Source organism: Opitutaceae bacterium (genome assembly GCA_041395105.1).
Classification (GTDB): domain Bacteria; phylum Verrucomicrobiota; class Verrucomicrobiia; order Opitutales; family Opitutaceae; genus B12-G4.
In genome coordinates this window covers 727,741-749,226 of the sequence record JAWLBB010000001.1, presented here as the reverse complement: position 1 = coordinate 749,226, position 21,486 = coordinate 727,741, and the positions used below count along the sequence as shown (strand labels likewise).

The window sequence follows — 21,486 nt, the reverse complement described above, 5'->3', positions numbered from 1 at the left end:
CCTCCCAGGCAGGGCGTGACCGCCGGGCGCGCCTGCAAAGAACCCATCCCTGGGCCTGCAAATCTGGCGCCAGTCCAACCGCGTCCCGAAGGAATTCCAAGTTATAGAGCCGCGACACCTGTGGTGACTCGGTCGAACCAGTCTCTTCCCGCAAATCCACGTCGACACGCCCCAAGAGACTGGGGCGACTACACCAGTTGGCTTCAGAGGACGGCCCGGCGGTCCGTCCCTGTCCATCAGGCCTCCCAGGCAGGGCGTGACCGCCGGGCGCGCCTGCAAAGAACCCATCCTTGGGCCTGCAAGGCCGGTAATGGCGCCGGGCGCACCGCTCCCGCATCAATCGCCGCTCGCGACCGGGGTCCACTTTCGCGGACCCTTCCGTCCTTCGATCGACTCGAAGTGGGCCCGGCGCTCCACGTAGTGCTCGAAATCGGTCACGGCCTCCGGGTTCTCCTCGCTCCGGACAACGAAATCCGCCTCCGGCGGGTAGCAGGCGATGCGGATGTTCTCCTCGGCCTGTCCGGCATCCTCGCCCGGCCAGAGGGTGGCGTTGTTCGGCGCCTCGGCCGACTGGAACCGCAGATCGACACTCCAGCGGATTGTATCCGAAAAATTGGGAGTCGAGCAATGCGGCGTCATGTTGGTCATGAAGACCACGCCGCCCTTCGGCGTTTCCGCGACGACCTTCTCCGGCCGGCCCTGCGGCAGATCCTCGTCCTTGATCACGAGGAACCCGGCATTCCCGCCCGAATGATGCTCGATGATACCTTCCTTGTGGGCCCGGGGCAGAATCTCCATGCAGCCGTTCTCAACCGTCGCGTCCACCAGCGGGATCCAGCAGGTCAGGATAAGATGCCGGTCGCAGGTCGGGGAGAAATAGCCGGAATCCTGGTGCCAGGGCACGATGCCCCGGCCCACCCCCGGGACCTTCGGACGGATCCGGTAGACCGACGAGGCCACGATTTCCGGACCGACCAGGCCCGCCACCGCCCGGAGCAGCTTGGGATGGGTGATCAGGTCGTACATGGAACGCCCCTTGAATCCTCCCCCGCCCTGACCTTCAAGATGCCGCATGACGGCTTCACCATTGGCCGCGTCGTCGCGATAGACCCGGGTCAGCCGCTGTTCGAGCGGAAGTCCGGCATGGACATCCGTCAGTTTGCCGTCTCTCCGGAGTTCCTCGATCTTCTGGTCGATCGCCGCGTCCAGATCCCGGCGCAGGGGCTCGAGGTCCGACGGATCAAAAACGTTGTCGGCGATGAAGTAACCCTCGCGGTGAAAGAAATCGACCTGTTCCGGGGCAAAAGTTCCGTTACTGAGCAACATAACACGATCTTACCACAGTAAGGTTGCATTGCCAATGGGAGGAATTCCTCATTATTGATCATTTTTCACCATGGCCCGAGCCAATCAATGTCTGATCCCTCTCTGGGAAAAACCGACCCTCCTCCAGATCGGGACGGCCCACCACGGCACCCGGCCGATTGAGACCTACCGGCTCCCGGGCATCTGGTGCCTGCACTACTACACCTACGCGGCCGAATTGCGGGCAGACCGTCAGCATTTTTCCATACAACCCGGATCCGTCACCCTGCTTCCGCCAGACATGGAGCTCCATTATCGCTACGCCGGCCCGTCGACCCATCAGTTTGCCCATTTTGTGCTTCCCACCGCGGATACCCGACTGTGTGTCCTCCCCCTTTACTTCAGCCCCGGGAGGGTGCCACCCGGGTTCCAGGGGAAATTCCTCGAGGCCGTCAGGCTAAGGGGCGCATCGCCGGAGCATGCGGCCATCCGCGTTTGGGACCTCCTCTGGGACCTGGCCGACACCGTGCAGGCCGCGCCGGGCGACACCCCGTTTCTGCCTCCGGCGGTGGCGAAGGCCCTCGCCTGGATCGAGAGCCATCTGTCCGATCCCATCCGGATCCCGGATCTCGCCCGTGAGGTCGGACTCTCCCAGAATCAGCTGAACCGGCTTTTCCACCGGCACCTCGGGCACAACATCATCACCGCAATCCGGAGGCGACGCTCCGAGCGCGCCATTCACCTGCTCAGAAATACCGACCTCTCCCTTCGGACGATCGCGACGGCTTCCGGGTTGGGCGATTCCCACAGCTTCAACCGGACCATCCGGGCAATGACCCGGCATTCGCCCACCGCCATCCGCCGACAGGGTCCGACCCGGTTCGGACCGGGTTGACGCTTCGGATGGACGGCCATGACCCGCACGGCCGGCGGGAAAGCACATCCGGGACTGCAGGAGCTGGAGATTCACGGACCGCAGCCTCAATGGAGTGCGATGGACGAGACGTTTGATCTTCCCGCAGACACAATGCCCGGGTACCACGGTTCCCGTGCCTGCAGAGCCATTCGAGACTGGATGAATGCCGCGCGCTCGGGCTCCCACCGGTGCCGCAACACGCCCCAATCAACCGTCGATACCCGGGAATTGATCGACACCATCTACCGGTCCTCCCGGGAAGGGCGCCGGATCGAATGCGCCATCGGAGGTGAATCCTCCCCAGCCGACTGAGAGGGGCCCGACGGCGACCGATCCTTGCCGGATCGGAAGGTGCAGTGCCTCCCCTGAGCACGGCTGAGACAAGACCTTGGGATTCAGAACCCCCGACCCCGGCCAGTCCCCCCCGGTCCAGCTAGCCCGACCACAACCTGACAACCGCAGGTACCGCTCGTCCAAACCCCTCGGCTCAATGGGCAACCCAGACTGCTTCGGGCTTCGAATCGCCTTCCAGCCTCCTGCCGCAAATCACGGCACCCATCCAGCCTCAGACGCTGATTCGTCACACGAGTCATCCGGTTGCCACAATTGACACCGAAACGTAATTAGGCGTTCGACTGATCCTGTGGTAAAACACGGCAGGCCCAATTTGTATCGTTCATTTCGATACAGAAGGGGCATGGATAACAACACGCGACTTCAACCCCGGGAAGATCCTCCGGTATCCCAGACTGCCGCATGCCCACAAAACCAACTCTGCGCTTCGGATCATATCACGTCCTCGTGCTTCTTCTACTCGGAGCGACCTCGCCGGCCCTGTCGAGCGGCGAGCACGCAGCAACGATTGATCACTCGGACGCGCATGCCCACCTCCACGAAGAAGCCGAGACCCTCGGTCGGGTCTACACGGAGCCGGCCGACTACACATCGGCGGACGTTGCGGCCGGAGAGACCTCACGGCTCCCTCCCCTGCCGGAGGGAGTGACCGAATTGCAGTTCCGCGAGCTGTTCGAAATGCCAATCGGGCCGACCGGACTCGAATTCACCGAGAAGACCCGCTCCCTCGAGGGAAAGCGGGTGCGGATGCTGGGTTTCATGGTCCGGGAAGATCAACCCCTACCCGGCCGCCTGCTGCTGGCCCCTTTCGCCTTCTCCCTCTTCACCCATGAGTATGGATTCGCCGAGGATCTGCCCGCCACCACGATCGCCGTGACCCTTGATCCGGCAGAGGTCTCCGGACCCGTTCCCTTTACGCCGGGGCTTCTCCTGCTGACGGGCACACTTGAACTGGGCAACCACGAGGACCCGGACGGCCGTATCACCGCCGCACGACTGCGCCTCGATCCAAAGCCCGCCCTCAATACGGCCCGTACCCCCGGAATGAGTCCGCTGAATTCGGAACCCGGCGCATCCGCGGACGGCTGAATCAGCCCATGTATCGCAACTTTCGCCACAATTCCTATCCTATGAATACAAAAAACACATTGCAGCTCATCGCCGCGGCTACCGCCGCGTTCGTCGTTCCGTGCGCCGTTCTGGACGCAGCCCCCGAGGTTCTCCGCCTGACTCCACCAAGTGCCCTGTTCAGCTACGGGATCCCGGACGAGCCCATCACCTCCCGTTTTCTGCCCGGTCAGAGATTCGACCTTCAGGCCACCATCGCCCCGGATGAAGGCGAGACCATCAAGAGCGTCAGGTTCTACCTCGACGGAAGGGAAGTCTCCGGCCCGGTGACTCTGACCCCTGCCACAGCGTCCGGTCTTCCGACCAATACGGTCAGCGCCTCACTCCGTGCCACCTCGGTCAAGAAGCCGGGCATCCACAAGCTGACCGTGGTTGCCAAGCAGAGCGACAACGCCACCGGCAAGGGCACCGGGAACTTCGAGGTTGTCGAACTCCAGGGCAAAGGCGGAAAAGCCAAGAACATCATCTTCATGATCGGAGACGGCATGGGCATCGCCCATCGGACTGCTGCCCGGATCATGCTGAACGGTGTCACCCAGGGCAAGGCCGACGCCCAGCTCGCGATGGACATGTTCCCCCAGGTGGCCCTGATCAACACCCATTCCCTCAACTCGATCGTGACCGACTCCGCCCCCGGAGCCGCCTGCTATTCGACCGGCAACAAATCCAATAACAACCAGCAGGGCGTCTTCCCCGACGATACCGTCGATGCGTTTGACAATCCCCGTGTGGAAAACATCGGTGAATACCTGAAGAGAATCAGGGGGGCGTCACTCGGCATCGTGACCACATCAGACGTCTTTGACGCCACCCCGGGCGCTTTCGGTTCCCATACCTCAAACCGGGGCGCCGGCACCGGCATCTGCGATCAATATCTCGATGAGCGCGGTATCAGCGGGCTGTCCGTGCTGATGGGCGGCGGCCGGAAGTGGTTTCTCCCCAAGGGCGAGATCGGAAGTGCCCGCTCCAATTCGAATGACTACGTTCTCCCGACGGATGTCGCCAATGCCTGGGGAGTGCCGACCGGGGAACTGAATGAATCACGTGACCTCTTGGGTGACTTCCAGTCAGCCGGTTTCAAATACGCCGCCAACCGGTCCGACCTGATGGCCATTCCCGGCAATACCAAGAAGCTCCTCGGACTCTTCGCCTACTCGAACATGAATGTCGCACTCGACAAGATCAATGGACAGCGGGGAGTGGAAGATGGACTCGGCGGCAGCACGGTCGTTCAGGACTACGGCTTCCCCGACCAGCCGATGCTCGACGAGATGACCCGGGCTGCGCTGAAAGTGCTTTCCAAGAACAGGAATGGCTTCGTTCTCATGGTCGAAGCCGCCTCGATCGACAAACAGGCCCACAACATGGATACCGAGCGCTGGATCCTCGACACCATCGAATTCGACCGTGCCATCGACGTTGCCCGCCGCTTCGCCCTGCGGAACGAGGATACCCTCGTCATCATCACCGCTGACCACGAGTGTGCCGGAGTCAATATCATCGGCGGTTCCCGGACCACCCAGGCAGGCTTGGAAGAGGCCGCCTCCGATGGCTCGCTCACAGCCCTGCGCAACAACCTGGTAGGAACCTATGATGCGGCCGGTTTCCCCCGCTACACCATCGCCGCTGACGGCTATCCTGAGACAACCGATGTCGACTACCGCATGCTCATCGGCTATGCCGCCAATGCCGACCGCTACGAGGACTGGATCACCAACCCGCAACCCCTCCGGGACAGCCAGCAGCCCCTGAACGGATCCGCCCCGCTCAACCTCTATCCGAGCGGGCCCATGAATCGCGACGGCTTCCTCGTCACCGGACAGGTGGGCGGGTCGACCGCCGTCCACACCGCCTCCGACATTCCCCTCTCCGCCCTCGGGTGCGGGGCCGAGCGGTTCCACGGAGTGATGGACAACACCACTGTCTTCTTCAAGGCGATGGCCGCCGCCCTCGAAGGCTGCGACGAAGGCAAGGACTGGAAAAAGGACCATGACAAAGGCAAAGACTGGGACTGGGACAGTCGCGACCATCATTGACCGTTTTCAACACAACGACGGTGGAAGGCTCGAAGAACCGTTGAGTTGAAAACCGTCAGTTCGAATTGACGGAGCCCGTCTGCTCATCGAGCGACGGGCTCTGTTTTTTACGAATTCGATCGAGCGGCCTCAAACCATCCATTGAGGAACTTCGATCGCATCGTCTGGCTGCGCACCAGCCGCCCAGGGCATCCCCCCGCCAGAGGAGTCCCGACTCAGTCCCTGGTTTCCTCGCCGCCCCCCGCCTTCTCGACCGGAATCCCCTGCTTTTCCAGCCCACGCGACGGATCCGAGTACTTGTTGATCTCGTCGAGCGAAACGCCTTCCTCACCGACCTCAATCCCGCTCTTTCGTGTCTCCACCGGCTCCTTCATGTTCTGCTGGTACTTTTTCACGATCGCCTGGAACTCCTCTTCGCTCATTCGCGTAATGACGACCTCGTCCCCGGGTTTCGTCAGGAGGCGCGTTTCCACCATCGGAATCTCCTTCTTCCCATAGACATTGACCCGCTTGCGGTTGGCCTCGGTCACGGCGATCGGTGCCTGCTCCCGGTTCGCCCGAGCCATCTTCGAATCAAGCATTTTCCGGTTGAGGGTCTCCGTTGAATGAATGACCCGTCCCGTCGGATCCATGGTTGTTTCCGGTCGCGAGACCTGTTTACCCGCCGGGTTCTTCCGGCTGTAATTGACCGGGCGACCCGCCCAAGCCGACGCGGCCAACAGCGCAAAACTGAGGCTGAAGATCAACCAGCTGTGGCGTCTCCTGAGCATTCGAAGCAGGGATCAGGGTGCACCCGAAGCGGCCCAACCGCAAGCCTTACCGCGCCTGGCCCCTTTTCCCGAGGTAACGCCGGACCACGAATCCCTCGCCTTCGTGGATGATCGCACCTCCAGTCATGGAATCCTCAAAGGCCGGGAAAAAGGCATCTCCCGGATACTCCCCCGAGATGACACTGAGCAGGAGCTCATCCCAGCGCGGCAGGGTCATCGAATAGATCTCCGCCCCACCACAAACCCAAAGCTCCGGCTCGGTCAGGAGCCCGGCAAGTTGATCGAGGGAGGCGATCACCGTGATGCCCTCCGCCACAAAACCCGACCGTGAGAGCACAATCGTTCGCCGCTTCGGCAACGGCCTGCCGAGCGATTCGAAAGTCTTTCGCCCCATCAGAAGCGTCTTGCCCAGCGTGCGGCTCTTGAACCACTGGAAATCCCCCGGAACATGCCAGGGCAGTCGGTTTCCGCTTCCGATCACCCGGTTTTCGGCCATCGCCGCAATTGCGATGACCCGGACGCCGTAAAGGTTTGTCGGAGAAAGCTTCATTCTAGAAAACTCGCTCCGCCCAGAGCTCCGAATTCCCTTGTAGGAGAGGCTTTACGCCTCGATTCGATGGCAAAGCGGCGGTTTGATCGAGGCGTAAAGCCTCTCCTACAGGTTGGGCACAACCTCCCCGGCGTGCCGGCCATGTCGGTGATCGGACTCATCCACAGTCGCATCTCAAACCGCGATCGGGGCCTTGATCGCCGGGTGGGGATCATAGCCGATGACTTCGATGTCCTCGTAGCGGAAGGCATCGATTTCCCGGACATCCGGGTTTAACTTTACGTCAGGAAGCTTTCGGCAATCGCGCGAGAGCTGTAGCTTTGCCTGCTCGACGTGATTCGAATAGAGGTGGAGGTCGCCGAAGGTGTGGACAAAGGCTCCCGGCTTGAGTCCGCAGACCTGTGCCACCATCAGCAGGAGAAGGGCATAGGACGCGATATTGAAAGGCACGCCCAGAAAGATGTCCGCGCTTCTCTGGTAGAGCTGAAGGCTCAGTTCGCCGTCCTGAACAAAGAACTGGAAGAGGGCGTGGCAGGGCGGCAGGGCCATCTGATCGATCTCTCCCGGATTCCACGCGCAGACCAGGTGACGCCGGCTATCCGGATTGCGGCGGATCTGCTCAACCACCTGGGCGATCTGATCGACACGCCCACCATCCGGTTTGCGCCAATCGCGCCATTGCGCCCCGTAAACACGCCCGAGGTCTCCGTTCTCATCCGCCCATTCGTCCCAGATCGTCACCTTGTTCTCGTGCAGGTAACGCAGATTTGTCTCCCCCTTGAGGAACCAGAGCAGCTCATGAAAGATCGAACGCACATGAAGCTTCTTCGTCGTGACCATGGGAAACCCATCGGCCAACGGGAAACGGGCCTGTGCGCCGAAAACGGCCCGGGTGCCGGTACCGGTTCGGTCCGTCTTCAAGCGTCCCTCATCGAGGACGAGGCGCAACAGTCGGTGATACTCTTTCATACCGTCGGGAAACTCACATTCCTCCCCCGTAGGAGAGGCTTTATGCCTCGATTTGGCAATTGATCGAGGCATAAAGCCTCTCCTACAGATCCATCCCGGGCCGCGCACCTCGTACCGGGCGCGCTGTCCGGGTCGATGAAATGCCGTATTTGGGAGCCCACCGTTTCTGGAAATGAGCGGCCTACCAGGCCGTCAACAGCCAGTTGCCGAACGAGCCCTGGAAAAGCCCCAGGATGACCGTCGCGGCGGTCAGGCCGACCATGGCCAGACGGGCGTAGGGACTGATAACGACCGAGGCCGCCGGGGAGTCCGGTTTCTCCTGGCCCGGCAGCTGCCAGGTGTCGAAGAAAGCCGCCTTGATCCACCCGAAGTAATAGTAGATCGAGATGATCACACCGGCGATCGCGACGGCCAGCAATCCATAGAGACCGGCCTGAAAGGCGGCCACAAAAATGAGCGCCTTGCCGATGAAACCGGCCAGCGGAGGGATGCCGGCCAAAGAGCCAAGGCCGATGGCCAGGACCGCCCCGAGAAATGGCTGGTCCTTCGCCAGATCGAGGTAGTGATCCAGGTCCTGGGCCGTGTCGTCCTGACCGGCCAGATGGGTGATCACCGCAAAGACCGCAAAAGAGGCGAAAAGGTAGCCGAACAGGTAGAAGATGACCGCGCCACCCGCCCAGGAGACACTGACCGAGGCAATGATCCCGACCAGGATGAATCCGGCATGGGAGATCCCGGAGAGGCCCATCAGCCGCTTTGTATTGCGCTGGGTCAGTGCCGCAAGGTTGCCGAAAAGGATGGTGGCCGCGGCCAGGGCACCGAGAACCGGAAGCAGGATGCCCTGCATCGGCAGAAAAACCCGGGTGACCAGGGTGACGAGGATGGCCACACCGGCACCCTTCGAGCCGACCGCGAGGAAGGCGGTCACCGGGGTCGGGGCTCCCTGGTAGACATCCGGGATCCAGATCTGGAACGGGAATAGTCCGACCTTGAAGGCGATGCCGGCCACGACCAGGAGAACCCCCGCGATGGCCAGGGAATTGTCGCTGTTCTGCTCGAGGAAGATCCGGAGCGACTCAAAGTGCATCGAGGTGGCGCTGGAGCCCGGGAGGTCCGGCGATCCGCCGACTCCGTAGAGCAGAACGATGCCGAAGAGCAGGATGGCCGAGCTGAGCGCACCGAGAACGAGGTACTTGAGGCCTGCCTCGAGGGTGACCGGATTCTGCCGGAAGTAGCTGACGAGGACGTAGAAACCGACCGTGATCGTCTCGAGTGCCACGAAGAGCATCACGAAATGATTGCTCTGGGCCAGCAGCATCATGGCCGCCGAGACCACCAGGACGATGTGAAAGAACTCGATCCGGGGCATCGTCTGCCTCTCCAGGGCCACCTGGCCGAGGTAGCAGACCAGGATGGAACAGAGGATGAAGAAGACCCGCATGATCTGCCCGGCACCGGAGTGAAGCAACATGCCGTCGAAAGTCTCCATCCCGATGAAGCGGTTGGTCCAGTCAAAGAGCAGGATATAGACGAGCAGAAGAACCTGAACCCAGACCGCGATCCGCGGTATCATCCGATGGAGCGAACGGGGCAGGAGAAGCTCAAGAGCGAGCAGGCCGAGAGCCAGGCCGCCGAGAACAAGCTCCGGGTAGATGGCCGCCCATTGATTGGTCCGGGCGATCTCGATCAATAAGGTGGAATCCATTGCGGGAGGCATTGAAATGATCGTCGATTCAGGGTCGGGTGGTTTCCACCAGCCGGGTGGCGGGGACGGCGAACGCGTCCTTCAGGCTGGCATTGGCCGAGTCGGTCAGCGAACGGGGCCAGATTCCGATGCCGAGAAGCACCACGATGAGAAGGAGGGCCGGCAGGCGTTCGCCCCAGGTCATATCCCTGATCTCGCCGTCCATCGTCTTGCGAAAGGCCTCGGTCGGAGTGCCCAGGAAGATCCTTCCGACAGCCCGCAGGCCATAGACGGCCGAGAGGATGATCCCGAAGACCAGCAGGACTGCGGCCAGTGCCCGGTAGTCCCAGACGGCGAGGAAGATGAGCAGTTCGCCCCAGAAATTGGCCAGACCCGGGCCAGGCACCCCGATGCTGGCCAGAACCGCGAAGGTGAAGAAAGCCGCCAGGACCGGCGCCTTTTTCACAAGGCCGCCCATTTCGGTCATATCGAAGGTCTGGCTTCGATGATAGACGCAGGTGGCCAGGAGGAAGAGCAAGGCCACGGTCAGGCCGTGGGCGACCATCATGAGGATCACCCCGCCCGCTCCGAGAACCGAAAAGGCGGCCAGACCGAGAAAGGCATACCCCATGTGCATGACCGAACTGTACCCGATCATCTGTTTCAAATCCCGCTGCGCGAGGGTGATCAGGCCGATGAGGATGACATTGCCGAGGGCGAGCCAGGCCAGCAACCCGGCCCAGTGATGGGCCCCGACCGGCATCAAGGGAAGGGCGATCTGAATAAGTCCGTAGAGTCCGAATTTCTTGAGGACGCCCGCATGGAGCATCGCGGCCGAGGACGGGGCGGCCCCGTAGCCGAGGGGAGCCCAAGTATGGAAGGGGAAGAGGGAGACGAGGATGCCGAATCCGAAAAGCAGAAGACCGAAGGCGTTTTCCTGGACCGAATCGGCCAGGGGGCGAGCGGCCAGCGCATCGCGCAAGGCGATCAGATCAAAGGAGACCGCCCCGCTCTTGACGTATAGGACGATCAGTCCGGCCAGGGAAAGCATCGCCCCGAGCGTCAGGTAGATCGTCATCTTCATGGCCGCGTAGTGCCGGTCACGTCCACCCCATACGCCGACCATGATGAAGGTCGGGATGAGCGCGAGCTCATGAAAGAGGTAGAAGAAGAAGACGTCGATGGAGGCAAACACCCCCATCAGGCCCGCCTGCATGATGAGGAGGAGAGCCAGGTATTGGGAAAGGCGCTCGGCTCCGGAATTGGCGGCATAAATCCCGGCCGCCAGTCCGACGACCGCCGCCAGGACAAAGAGCGGAAGGGCCACTCCGTTCAGGCCGAGATGCAGGCTGATTCCGAGGGCCTGCAATCCGGTCGCATAGCGGGAGACAAAGTCATACCCGCCCGCCGTCTCCGGGGCATAGTTGGCCCAGAGGACAAAGGCGGCGACCATGGGCAGGCCGAATCCGACCCAGGCGATCAGACGGACCACCGGGAGCGGAAGCCTGCCGCCCACGAGCAGAATGATGCCGGCGAGAAAAGGCACGCCGATCGAGGCAAGGAGAAGGAGTGAGCCAGGGTCGTTCATGACTATAGACCAACGGAGAGGAGCCAGAGGGCGACCAGTCCGAAGAAAAACCAGTATACGTAACCGTGGATGGAGCCGGTATGAAGGGCTCTGGCACCGAGACCGACAAGACCGGTCAGGCCCGCGGCCCCCCTGACCATGAGCCCGGAGACAAAGACCTGCTCGAGAAACGCCAGCAGATGAGCCAGTCGCTGCTGCACCTTGGCCACATACCAGAGATAGATCTCATCAAACCAGAGCTTGGCCGAGAGGAATCCGTAGACCGCCGGCGCCGAACGCTGCAGATGATCCTGCTGGGCACCCGGCCGGTAAAAGAAGAAGGCTCCGAGGATGCCGATGAGACCCGCCGCAACCGAAACCCCGATGATGAAAGTGGGATCCTCCGGGTGCGGCACCGCGCCGAGTATGTCGGAAAAGGCCGCCGGGTAGAAACCCCGAAAACCGCCGAGGACCGCCCCGACCGCCAGAACCATCAGGGGAAGCGTCATGACAAGACCGTTCTCCCTGGCGTGCTCGGCGTTACCCGTCTTGGGGGGCCCGAAAAAGGCGACCACCCAGAGGCGGGTCATGTAGGCGGCGGTCAGGAGGGCGCCGAAGGCCAGGACCCAGAAGACCGGTCCCCCGTTTTCCAGGGCGAGGGCGAGGATGGCGTCCTTGCTGAAAAAGCCCGCGAGGGGCGGGATACCCACCAGGGCGAGGAGGCCGAGGGTGAAGGTCACGAAGGTGATCGGCATCTTCCGGGCCAACCCGCCCATATTGAAAATGTTCTGCTCGTGATGGCAGGCATGAATGATCGAGCCGGCCCCGAGGAAGAGAAGCGCCTTGAAGAAGGCATGCGTGGTCAGGTGAAACATGGCCGCGGCGACACCGCCGTTGACCGCGCCGTGGACCGCATGGGCATCACCGCCGGTCAGGGCCAGTTTCGAGCCCAGGCCGAACGCCGCCACCATGTAGCCGAGTTGGGAGACGGTGGAATAGGCGAGGATCTTCTTGATGTCCTTCTGGGGCAGGGCACAGAAGCCGGCATAAAGCGCGGTGGCCGCTCCGATCCAGATGATCACGTTGAGGGCATCGCCCGTCATGATGGCCCCGGCCCGGCAGAGCAGGTAGATGCCCGCGGCGACCATGGTGGCCGCATGGATGAGCGCGGAAACCGGGGTTGGACCCTCCATCGCGTCCGGCAACCAGACATGGAGAGGGATCTGACCGGATTTGCCGACCGCCCCGCAGAAGATGAGCAGGCCGATGCCGGTGACGAGGATCTGGGGATCGGCGCCGACCAGATGGGTCAGTTCCGTCAGGTTGACCGTGCCGTAGGCCCACCAGGCCCAGAGAATGCCGAGGAGAAACCCGAAGTCCCCCACCCGATTCACGATGAAGGCCTTGTTGCCTGCGGCCACGGCCGAGGGGCGTTCGAAATAGAAACTGATCAGGAGATAGGAACTCAACCCGACCAGCTCCCAGAAGATGAAGAGGAGGATCAGGTTGTCCGCCAGGGTCAGCCCGATCATGGAAAACATGAACAGAGACATCCCCCCGAAGAAACGCCCCCGGTCCGGATCCTCCTTCATGTATCCGAGACTGAATACGTGAATGAAGAAACCGACGAAGACGACCACGAAGAGCATGAGCGCCGAAAGGGGGTTGAAAAGAAACCCGAGTTCGAGGGAGAAGTTGCCCATGGTCAGCCAGGAGGCCGACACGGCAAAGGGCTCGGACCCGAGGATGACGGTGAGCCCGGCGGCGAGGCTGATGCCCGCCGCGACCACGCTCAGGGTGGCCGCCGCCGCTCCGCGACGCCGCAGCAGAAGGGCGTTTGCGGCCGCGGCCGCCAGGGGGGAAAAGAGGGTGATCAGGAGGAGGGTTTCCGGCTGCATGAAGATCTTGGCCTCGGGTTGGATGCGGGTCGGCGGATGTCGACGGTCAGTTGCGGAGCGCGTTGTGTTGTTCCACCTGGACGGTCTGCCGTTTGCGGAAGAGGGCGACGATGATGGCCAGACCGACGGCCACCTCGGCCGCAGCAACCGTGATGATGAAGAAGACGAAGACGTTGCCGTCCATCGTGCCGTTGAAGCGCGAGAACGCCACCAGGGCGAGGGTCGAGGCGTTGAGCATCAACTCCAGGCTCATGTAGAGGATCAGGGTGTTGCGGCGCAGGAGAACGCCGAAGAAGCCGATTGCGAAAAGCAGTCCACTGACCGCCAGGTAATCTTCCAGTCCTACTGACATAGCAAATAAGCTCAATCGCCGCGGCCGACCGGCCGGACCTGCTTGCTCAGGACAATGACCCCGATCATCGCCACAAGAAGAAGGAAACCCGTCACCTGCATGGGCAGGAGATAGGTGGTGAACAATTGCTCGCCGTAGGCCTTCAGGGAACTGCCCGCCGCCACGACAGGGGCATCGGAAGACGGGAGGTTTCTCGGCGAGAAAAAGAGAACGGTGGCCCCGACCATCAGGGCAAGGGCGAGGGCGCTGGCCAGAGCCGTCACCGGGCGGAAGGAATGCCTCTTCCCCCCTTTCACATCGAGCAGCATGATGATGAAAAGGAAGAGGACGACGACCGCGCCGGCATAGACGAGGACCTGCAGGACAGCCAGGAAGTAGGCGCCGAGAAGAACAAAGAGCGCCGCCATCGAAAGAAAGCTGACGATCAGGAACATGGCCGCATTGACCGCATTCCGGCTGAAGACCACCAGCAGGGCGCAGACGATCGCGAGGACGGCGAAGAAATAAAAAAGGATGTCAGTCATGCGAATCCCTCAGTGCGCATTGCCGTGGGCCGCCGCCTGGCGTTTCTTCTCCCACTTGAAGTGTTTGTCCGGCAGGGTTCCGCCCAGCTCATAAAGCTTGGCCTTGTTGTTGATGAACTCGCCCCGGGTGAACCCGGAAAGAGTGTATTCCTCCTGCAGGAAGATGGCCTCCTCCGGGCAGACTTCCTGACAGAGTCCGCAGTAAATGCACCGCAGCATGTTGATCTCGAACTCCTGCGGCGCCTTCTCCACGTGCTGGTAGGGCCCCTCGGTGATCTCGCCGGGCGTGATGCGGATCGCCTTGGGCGGACAGACGAATTCGCAGAGCTGGCAGGAAACGCATTTCTCCCGACCATCGGGGTCCTTGACCAGCGTCGGCACGCCACGGTATCCGGGAGGGATGGGCGGCTTCTGCTCCGGGTATTCCAGAGTGACGCTCGGCTTGAAGAGCTGGCCAAAGGTCGTCATCAGCCCGCTGACTATCTGCGGGAGGTAGGTGCGTTCGGCCAGGGTCAGGGGCTTGCGTTCAATTACTTTGGCCATGTCGTGAAAAATGATGGGTGCACGGGGTCATGCCTTTGGCTCCCTTGATCGCCGACACAAAAGGGAAAACGATCCCTCCTGTAGGGCTGGACCTTGGTCCATGCTGATGCGGAATGGGATCGAATCTCTCCGTCTCTTGTAGCCGCCCCAGTCTCTTGGGGCGAATACACGATTGAACACGGCAAGAGACTGCCGTGGCTACACCCTCGGGAGTTGGCTGACAAGACCATCCTCTGGTGCGGGTCAGGATAGTCTCCCTTGTCTGGAGCGCTCCGGACTGTTGGTTCGTTCGCATGATCAGAAGCCCCCCCGGTCGAGCAGGGCGATGATGACGGCGTAGGCGACGAGATTGGCGATGGCGAGCGGGAGCAGGGCGGTCCATCCGATGCGCATGACCTGGTCGTAGCGGAAGCGGGGAACGGTCCAGCGAACCCACATGAAGAAGAAGAGACAGCCAATCACCTTCAGGAGAAGGATCAGGACGGAAAGCGTGGCACCGAGCGCCCCGGTCGAGACATCGAGCCCGGTCCAGAGGGTCAGATCCTCGAGGGTGACGAAGGGCAGCGGGTGCCAGCCTCCGAGGAAGAGCAGGGTGAAAACGGCCGAGCCCACGATCATGTGGGCGTATTCCGCGGTGAAGAAGAGGCCGAACTTGAAGGCGCTGTATTCCGTATGGTAACCGCCGACCAGATCCGTTTCCGACTCCGGCATGTCGAAGGGCAGGCGGTTGGTCTCGGCAAAAAGACTGATCATGAAGACGAGAGCGGAAACCGGCTGCCAGAGGACAAACCAGAGGTTGTCCTGCGCCACAACCACCCGGAACAGACTCAGGGATCCTTCAGAGCCGGGGGCGTTGATCCAGAGGAAAACCGGGAGGACCGAAAGAGTCAGGGCCAGCTCGTACGAAATCATCTGGGCCGAAGCACGGATGCCTCCCAGGAACGGGTATTTGCTGTTCGCCGCCCATCCGGCCAGGATAATGCTGTAGACGCCGAGTGAGGACACCGCGAAGATGAAGAGGATGCCGATGTCGAGGTTGGCGAGAATCATCGGCACGACCGCACCGGTCGCATCAACCATCCGGCCAAAGGGGACGACGGTGATTGTGACGAGGGCCGGGATCAGGGCGAGCATCGGGGCCAGAACAAAGTAGACCTTGTTCACATGTCCCGGTATCATTTCCTCCTTGAAGAGAAACTTTCCGCCGTCGGCCAGCGGCTGGAAAAGTCCGAGACGCGTCAGGAAGGGACCGATGAAGGGGATTGCCAGGATGATGGGGAGGCTCGTGCGGTTCGGTCCGACCCGCCCCTGGATCCAGCTCGAAACCTTGCGTTCGCCCAGCACCGCGTAGAGGCAGAGCCCCATCAGGATCGAAACGACGAGGAGCGCTTTGCCGACAGAGATCAGAAGGGAAATCCAGTCTATCATATCAGGCGGTGGCCAGCGAGGCGGGTTTGTAGTGGAGGGTTTCCTCCTCAACGAAAGACAGGTGATCGAAGGCCGATCCATCGAGGGGATTGCCGGTATCGGCGATCCCTTCGAAGGTTATCCCGGAAAGCTGGGGAACGACCCGGCTCAGGGCACTCCAGACGCCGTCCACGGTCGAGGCGGCACGTTCACCGGTCCGCTGGGCCAGGAGGGTCCCCAGGATGACGAGATCATCGACCGGTCCGGCCGGAGCCGGGACGGCCCGGAGGAACTTCTGCAACCGGAACTGCTGGTTGACGAAGGACCCGCTCTTCTCAAAGACGGTGAGACCGGCCAGAACCACCCGGGCCGCGGCCACCATCGGGTTCTCGTGGGTGGCGAGGGCGATCACCCGGACCTTCTTCAACTGCGCCTCGGTGATTCCTGCCGCCACCAGGTCTTCCCCCACGGTAAGAACGGTCCTGACCGCTCCGGAATCGATCGCTTCGCCCAGCGTATCCAGCCGGGCATCCGGCAGGGAATCGATCAATCCGGTCACCAGCGCCCCGCGCACATTGGGATTCCGGTCACGGGAAAGCAGGATGCCGTCACCCTCCCCGACCCGGGAGACCAGGTGGGCGGGCGCCGCTTGCAGCGCGTCGGCCAATTGCTTGAGAAGGAACTGTTCCTCGACACTGGAACGACCGGAACCGACCACCGCCACCGAACCTTCCGCCAGAAGCCTCCCGGCTTCGGCCACGGCCACATCGGCGGCGACGGACTGGCCATCGACGCGGCAGCCGGTCAGACGATCCTCCGCCTCAACCGACTTGTAGAGGATCCGGCCGCTGTCCGGCATCCAGGTGTCGTTGACCGCATCATTGCGACGGGGCGTGATCCGGTAGATCTTGCCCTCCCGGGCCCAGACCTGGGTGTTGCAGCCCACGCTGCTCTCGGTGTCGATCTGCGGGGTGGCCTTGAGAAACCAGACCCGCATCTTGAAACGGAAATCCGTGCTGGTCAGGGCACCCACCGGGCAGATGTCGACCGTGTTGAGCGAGTAGTTGTTCTCCAGCTTCTTGCCCGGGTAGCAGGTCAGCGTGGTGTAGCTGCCGCGGTCGACAAAGCCGAGGACATCGTCCCCGGCCACTTCCTTGCTGAACCGGATGCAGCGCGAACAGAGAATGCAGCGCTCATCATCGAGGATTACCCGGGGGCCGAGGACGGTCCGCTTCGGCTTGACGTTCTTTTCCTCGAGAAAGCGGCTGTAGCCCGTGCCGTAATTGGTGGAAAACTCCTGCAGGCGACACTCGCCAGCCTGGTCACAGATCGGGCAGTCCAGCGGGTGATTGAGCAGGAGGAATTCCATGACGCCCTCGCGGCATTCCCGCACCATGTCGGTATCGGTGCGGATATGCATTCCCGGAGAGGCCTTGGTGCCGCAGGCAATGGCCGGCCCCGGAAACCAGGAAATGACCGGGTTGCCCTCCGCATCGAGCATCGGCTTGCCCGTGTCCCGGTCCCGTCCGGGCAGTCCCAGCTGGACCAGGCACATCCGGCAATTGCCCGACACGCTCAGCTTCGGGTGGTAGCAATAATGCGGCACCTCCCGGCCGGCCATGGCGGCCGCGTCGATCATGTTCGTGCCGGGCGCACAGCGGACCTCCGTGCCGTCAACGAACACGCTGATCAATCCGTCATTCTGCTTGGTCTCGCTCATTTCTGGATCAGTCTCTCTTCCCGGCTCATGCCGCAGCGGTTCTCACGGGCGCGCTCCTCGATCTCGTCCCGGAATTTGTCGATATAGCTCTGGACCGGCCAGGTGGTGGAAAAGCCCATCGGGCAGACCGTCCTTCCGCCGATGTTTCCGGCCATGGTGTAAAGTGTATCTAAATCTCCACTACGAGCGTCCCCGCTGCACATCCGGGCGGTGATCTTCTTGGCCCAGAGGGAGCCCTCCCGGCAGGGTGTGCACTGCCCGCAGCTCTCGTGGGCGTAAAAGGCCGTCAGGTTGGCCAGCGCCTCGAGGATGTCGACCGAGTCGTCCATCACCATGACCCCGCCCGAGCCGGACATGGAACCGGCCGCCATGATCCCGTCGAAGTCCAGCGGGATGTCATTGAGCCCGTATTCGGTTTCCTTGCCGTCGGGCCCCTTCGACTTGAAGCGTTCGTCGGCCCGCAGGATCTTCATCGATCCGCCGCCGGGAACGACCGCCTTGAACTTCCGTCCGGGGAGCGGACCACCGCAAAGGTCGTTGAGCAGCTCACCCATCGTGATCGCGCCGACCTCGTAGTAGCCGGGGCGCTGGACGTGGCCGCTGACGCACCAGATCCGGGTGCCGGAGTTCTTCGGCCGGCCGATCTTCGTGTATTCCTCCGCCCCCATCCGCACGATATGCACGATATTGCAGAGGGTCTCCACGTTGTTGACGATGGTCGGGCAATTGTAGAGGCCGAGGGCGGCCGGGAAAAACGGCGGCTTCATCCGCGGGTAGGCACGCTTGCCCTCCAGCGATTCGATCAGGCCGGTCTCCTCACCGCAGATATAGGCGCCCGCTCCTCGGTGGACAATGATGTCGCAGGAGTAACCGGAGCCCAGGATATTGTCCCCGACAAATCCCTTTTCCCGGGCCTCCTCGATGGCCTTCTCGAGAATCTTCGCGCCGAGCGGCATCTCCTCGCGGATATAGATGAAGGCCAGCTTCACGTCGTTGGCGAAGCAGGAGATCATCATGCCCTCGATCAGCTGATGCGGATCCTTGTGGATGAGCTGGCGATCCTTGAAGGTGCCGGGTTCGGATTCGTCGGCATTGCAGATCAGGTAGATCGGTTTGCCGCTCTTGCGGTCGACCAGGTCGTGCCACTTCACCCCGCAGGGGAAGCCCGCCCCTCCGCGGCCGCGCAGGCCGGATGCCTTGACCTCCAACCGGATCTCTTCCGGCTTCAGGGTCAGGGCCTTCTTCAGGGACTCGTAACCGCCAACCTGAAGATAGCTGCGGATCGCCGGCGAATAGCCGGGCTCATCGGCGTGCTTGAGAAGAATCCGGGTCTCGGTCACAGCCATGACAATCAGCGCTCCTCCTTCTTCACCGCACGGTCGCCGATTTCGGACCGCCGGTTGATTTCCTCGATCAGGCCGTCCAGTTCGGCGGCCTTGATGTTCTCAAAAAGATCCTCGTCGATCAGGGCGACCGGTCCGGAACCGCAACTGGCCAGGCACTCCGCGTATTCCAAAGTCACTTTACCGTCCGCGCGGGTCGTTCCGATCTTGCATTCGAGCGCCTTCTCCAGGTTTTCCGCCACCCGGTAGGCGCCCTTCAGCGCACAGGAAAGGGTCTGGCAGACCCGCACATGGCAGTTGCCGAGCTTCTTCTGGCGGTAGTAGGGGAAAAAGGTGACGACCTCGAGGACGTTGATCGGCTGCAGCTCGAGCTTGGCCGCGACCCATTCGACCGCCTGATTGGAGATCACTCCCTGATCCGACTGGATATGGTGAAGCAGGGGCATGACCGCGCTCCGCTTCTGCGGGTAGCGCGGGATGAGCTTCTCGATGGTCTCGATGGTTTCGGGTTTGAGGTTCATTCCGGTCGTTGCAGTTCGCTCGTCGCTCAACGGTCACATTCGCCCATCACGAAATCCAAGCTTCCCAGGATGGCCGACAGATCCGCCACCAGACAGCCCACGCCCACTTTCGGCATGATATTGAGAGAGCAGAAGGAAGGAGAGCGGATCTTCAGGCGGTAGGGCACGCCGCCGCCCTTGCTTACGATGTAAAAGCCAAGGGCGCCCTTCGGGTTCTCGGCCTCAAAATACACTTCACCGGCCGGCATCTGCGGACCCTCGGTCACCAGCATGAAGTTCTGGATCAGCTCCTCCATCGAAGTGAGGATCTTTTCCTTCCGCGGGGCAAAGACCTTGCGGGCATGCTCCGCATACCAGGGGCCGTCCGGCATCTTCGCGATGATCTGCCGAACCAGCCGCACACTCTGGCGGACCTCCTCCAGGCGCACAAGGTAGCGATCGTAGCAATCGCCCTTTGTCCCGACCGGGACATCGAACTCGTAGTTCTCGTAGCCGAGGTAGGGATTGGTCTTGCGCAGGTCGAAATCCACGCCCGTGGCCCGCAGATTGGGTCCCGTCAGACCGTAAGCGATGGCATCCTCCTGCGAGATCACGCCGATGCCGTCGGTCCGGTCGAGGAAGATCCGGTTGCGGGTCAGAAGCTTGTCAACCAGGTCGACGACCGGAAGGACACCGTCGCAGAACTTGAGCACCCGATCGGTCCACCCCTCCGGCATGTCGCGGGACATCCCGCCAATCCGGGTGTAACTGGTCGTGAAGCGGGCCCCGGTCAGCTCTTCAAAGAGCAGGTAGAGCTTCTCGCGCTCCTCAAACGTGTAGAGGAAAATGGTCATCGCCCCGGTGTCCATGCCATAGACGCCGATCCCGAGGAGATGGGAGGAGATCCGGGCCAGTTCACAGATGAGGGCGCGGATGGCCTGGCCGCGAGGAGGCAGCTCGAGCTTGGCGAGCTTCTCCACCGTCATCGCGTAGGCGACATTATTGGCCAGAGGGGCGAGGTAGTCCAACCGGTCCGTGTAGGGAACGAACTGGTTGTAGGTCATGTTCTCGGCGATCTTCTCATCGCCGCGGTGCAGGTAGCCGACCACGGGGTCGCACTTCACCACCGTCTCGCCATTGAGCTCAAGCTGCAGCCGGAGGACCCCGTGGGTGCTCGGATGGGACGGCCCCATGTTGATGGACATCTTCTCCGTCTCCATCTCCTCGACGGCCCGGGCGGCACGTGAGGCCCCATCGGTAAATGTGTAATTGTCGGCCATGTCAGTCTCCAGCGCGCTTCAACGCTGCGGTTTCTCCTTCCCTTCGGTCCAGCTCTCGTCGCGGGCCCGGGGTTCACGTCGACTCACCACGTTCTCCTGAGGCGCGACGAACGGGCCGCCCATCATCGGGGCCGACTTCACCTTGACCCCAGTCTCCTCGGCCACCTCGGCGTCGGGCAGCTCGGTCTCGATGCCCGCGAGGGGGAACTCCTTGCGCAAAGGGAAATAGGGATAGCCTTCCCACATCAGGATACGGCGGAGGTCGCCGTGTCCCTCAAAAATGACCCCGAACATGTCATAGGTCTCCCGCTCGTGCCACCCGGCGGCCGGCCAGACGGAAACCAGGCTCGGGACCCGAGGCTCGTCGTTGACTTCCTCACAAGGCGTGACCACCCGTAGGTAAACGTGCTTCTTCGTCGAGAGCAGGTGGTAGACCGCGGAAAAGCGGGGCGTCTCCTTCTCCCAGTCGATTGCGGTCACATCGACCAGCATGTCGAACCCGTGCGCGTCGCGCAGATGGGTCATCGCCGGGATAAGGATGGAGGCCGGCACGTTGAAGGCGGGCCAGTCGAGGCTCGCACGTTCGGTGATCTCCGGAAACTGGGCTGAAAGCTCGGGCAGGAGGTCGGCGGTTGTCATG

Annotated in this window: 20 protein-coding genes; 4 read left to right on the top strand and 16 right to left on the bottom strand. The window is 62.0% G+C overall.

The annotated features are described in order from the left end of the window. Nucleotides 1–336: 336 nt before the first annotated feature. Nucleotides 337–1,326 carry a phytanoyl-CoA dioxygenase family protein gene (locus R3F07_02955; protein MEZ5275324.1) on the bottom strand — a complete coding sequence of 330 codons (990 nt, stop codon included), beginning with the start codon at nt 1,324–1,326 and terminating at the stop codon, nt 337–339. A gap of 70 nt (nt 1,327–1,396) precedes the next feature. Here R3F07_02955 and R3F07_02950 point away from each other — a divergent pair, with 70 nt between their 5' ends. From R3F07_02950 to R3F07_02935, 4 genes are all read left to right on the top strand, one after another. Further along, entirely contained in the window at nt 1,397–2,200 is an 804-nt protein-coding gene (locus R3F07_02950; GenBank protein ID MEZ5275323.1) for an AraC family transcriptional regulator, read from the top strand. 18 nt (nt 2,201–2,218) lie between these two features. Beyond that, a complete protein-coding gene (locus tag R3F07_02945; GenBank protein ID MEZ5275322.1) occupies nt 2,219–2,533 on the top strand; it encodes a hypothetical protein in 315 nt (104 codons plus the stop codon). 444 nt (nt 2,534–2,977) lie between these two features. Then, a complete protein-coding gene (locus tag R3F07_02940; protein MEZ5275321.1) occupies nt 2,978–3,664 on the top strand; it encodes a hypothetical protein in 687 nt (228 codons plus the stop codon). Between the two features lie 41 nt (nt 3,665–3,705). Continuing rightward, entirely contained in the window at nt 3,706–5,739 is a 2,034-nt protein-coding gene (locus R3F07_02935; protein MEZ5275320.1) for an alkaline phosphatase, read from the top strand. Between the two features lie 215 nt (nt 5,740–5,954). On the opposite strand, the gene R3F07_02930 is transcribed toward R3F07_02935, so the two are convergent. The 15 genes from R3F07_02930 to R3F07_02860 form a co-directional block, all read right to left on the bottom strand. After that, nucleotides 5,955–6,509, bottom strand: a complete 555-nt coding sequence (locus R3F07_02930; protein ID MEZ5275319.1) for a hypothetical protein — start codon at nt 6,507–6,509, stop codon at nt 5,955–5,957. A 46-nt stretch (nt 6,510–6,555) separates the two neighbouring features. Further along, nucleotides 6,556–7,059 (bottom strand): dihydrofolate reductase, encoded by a 504-nt coding sequence (locus R3F07_02925; protein ID MEZ5275318.1) that lies wholly within the window; start codon nt 7,057–7,059, stop codon nt 6,556–6,558. A gap of 174 nt (nt 7,060–7,233) precedes the next feature. Then, entirely contained in the window at nt 7,234–8,028 is a 795-nt protein-coding gene (locus R3F07_02920; GenBank protein ID MEZ5275317.1) for a thymidylate synthase, read from the bottom strand. A 181-nt stretch (nt 8,029–8,209) separates the two neighbouring features. Then, nucleotides 8,210–9,733, bottom strand: a complete 1,524-nt coding sequence (locus R3F07_02915; GenBank protein ID MEZ5275316.1) for an NADH-quinone oxidoreductase subunit N — start codon at nt 9,731–9,733, stop codon at nt 8,210–8,212. A 28-nt stretch (nt 9,734–9,761) separates the two neighbouring features. Next, nucleotides 9,762–11,300: an NADH-quinone oxidoreductase subunit M gene (locus tag R3F07_02910; GenBank protein MEZ5275315.1), complete on the bottom strand. Its 1,539-nt coding sequence runs from the start codon at nt 11,298–11,300 to the stop codon at nt 9,762–9,764. A gap of 2 nt (nt 11,301–11,302) precedes the next feature. Continuing rightward, a complete protein-coding gene (gene nuoL, locus R3F07_02905; protein MEZ5275314.1) occupies nt 11,303–13,177 on the bottom strand; it encodes an NADH-quinone oxidoreductase subunit L in 1,875 nt (624 codons plus the stop codon). A gap of 46 nt (nt 13,178–13,223) precedes the next feature. Further along, entirely contained in the window at nt 13,224–13,529 is a 306-nt protein-coding gene (gene nuoK, locus R3F07_02900) for an NADH-quinone oxidoreductase subunit NuoK (protein ID MEZ5275313.1), read from the bottom strand. An 11-nt stretch (nt 13,530–13,540) separates the two neighbouring features. Next, entirely contained in the window at nt 13,541–14,053 is a 513-nt protein-coding gene (locus R3F07_02895) for an NADH-quinone oxidoreductase subunit J (protein ID MEZ5275312.1), read from the bottom strand. 9 nt (nt 14,054–14,062) lie between these two features. Then, complete coding sequence (locus R3F07_02890) at nt 14,063–14,596, bottom strand: NADH-quinone oxidoreductase subunit I (GenBank protein MEZ5275311.1); 534 nt, start codon at nt 14,594–14,596, stop codon at nt 14,063–14,065. A gap of 297 nt (nt 14,597–14,893) precedes the next feature. Beyond that, nucleotides 14,894–16,024 carry a complex I subunit 1 family protein gene (locus R3F07_02885; GenBank protein MEZ5275310.1) on the bottom strand — a complete coding sequence of 377 codons (1,131 nt, stop codon included), beginning with the start codon at nt 16,022–16,024 and terminating at the stop codon, nt 14,894–14,896. Between the two features lies 1 nt (nt 16,025). After that, nucleotides 16,026–17,723, bottom strand: a complete 1,698-nt coding sequence (locus R3F07_02880) for a 2Fe-2S iron-sulfur cluster-binding protein (protein MEZ5275309.1) — start codon at nt 17,721–17,723, stop codon at nt 16,026–16,028. Next, entirely contained in the window at nt 17,720–19,069 is a 1,350-nt protein-coding gene (gene nuoF, locus R3F07_02875) for an NADH-quinone oxidoreductase subunit NuoF (protein MEZ5275308.1), read from the bottom strand. Before nuoF ends, R3F07_02880 begins: the two co-directional genes overlap by 4 nt. Before the next feature lie 5 nt (nt 19,070–19,074). Beyond that, complete coding sequence (locus tag R3F07_02870; protein MEZ5275307.1) at nt 19,075–19,587, bottom strand: NAD(P)H-dependent oxidoreductase subunit E; 513 nt, start codon at nt 19,585–19,587, stop codon at nt 19,075–19,077. 26 nt (nt 19,588–19,613) lie between these two features. Continuing rightward, nucleotides 19,614–20,846 carry an NADH dehydrogenase (quinone) subunit D gene (gene nuoD, locus R3F07_02865; protein ID MEZ5275306.1) on the bottom strand — a complete coding sequence of 411 codons (1,233 nt, stop codon included), beginning with the start codon at nt 20,844–20,846 and terminating at the stop codon, nt 19,614–19,616. 18 nt (nt 20,847–20,864) lie between these two features. Next, a complete protein-coding gene (locus tag R3F07_02860; protein MEZ5275305.1) occupies nt 20,865–21,485 on the bottom strand; it encodes an NADH-quinone oxidoreductase subunit C in 621 nt (206 codons plus the stop codon). Nucleotide 21,486 lies beyond the last annotated feature (1 nt).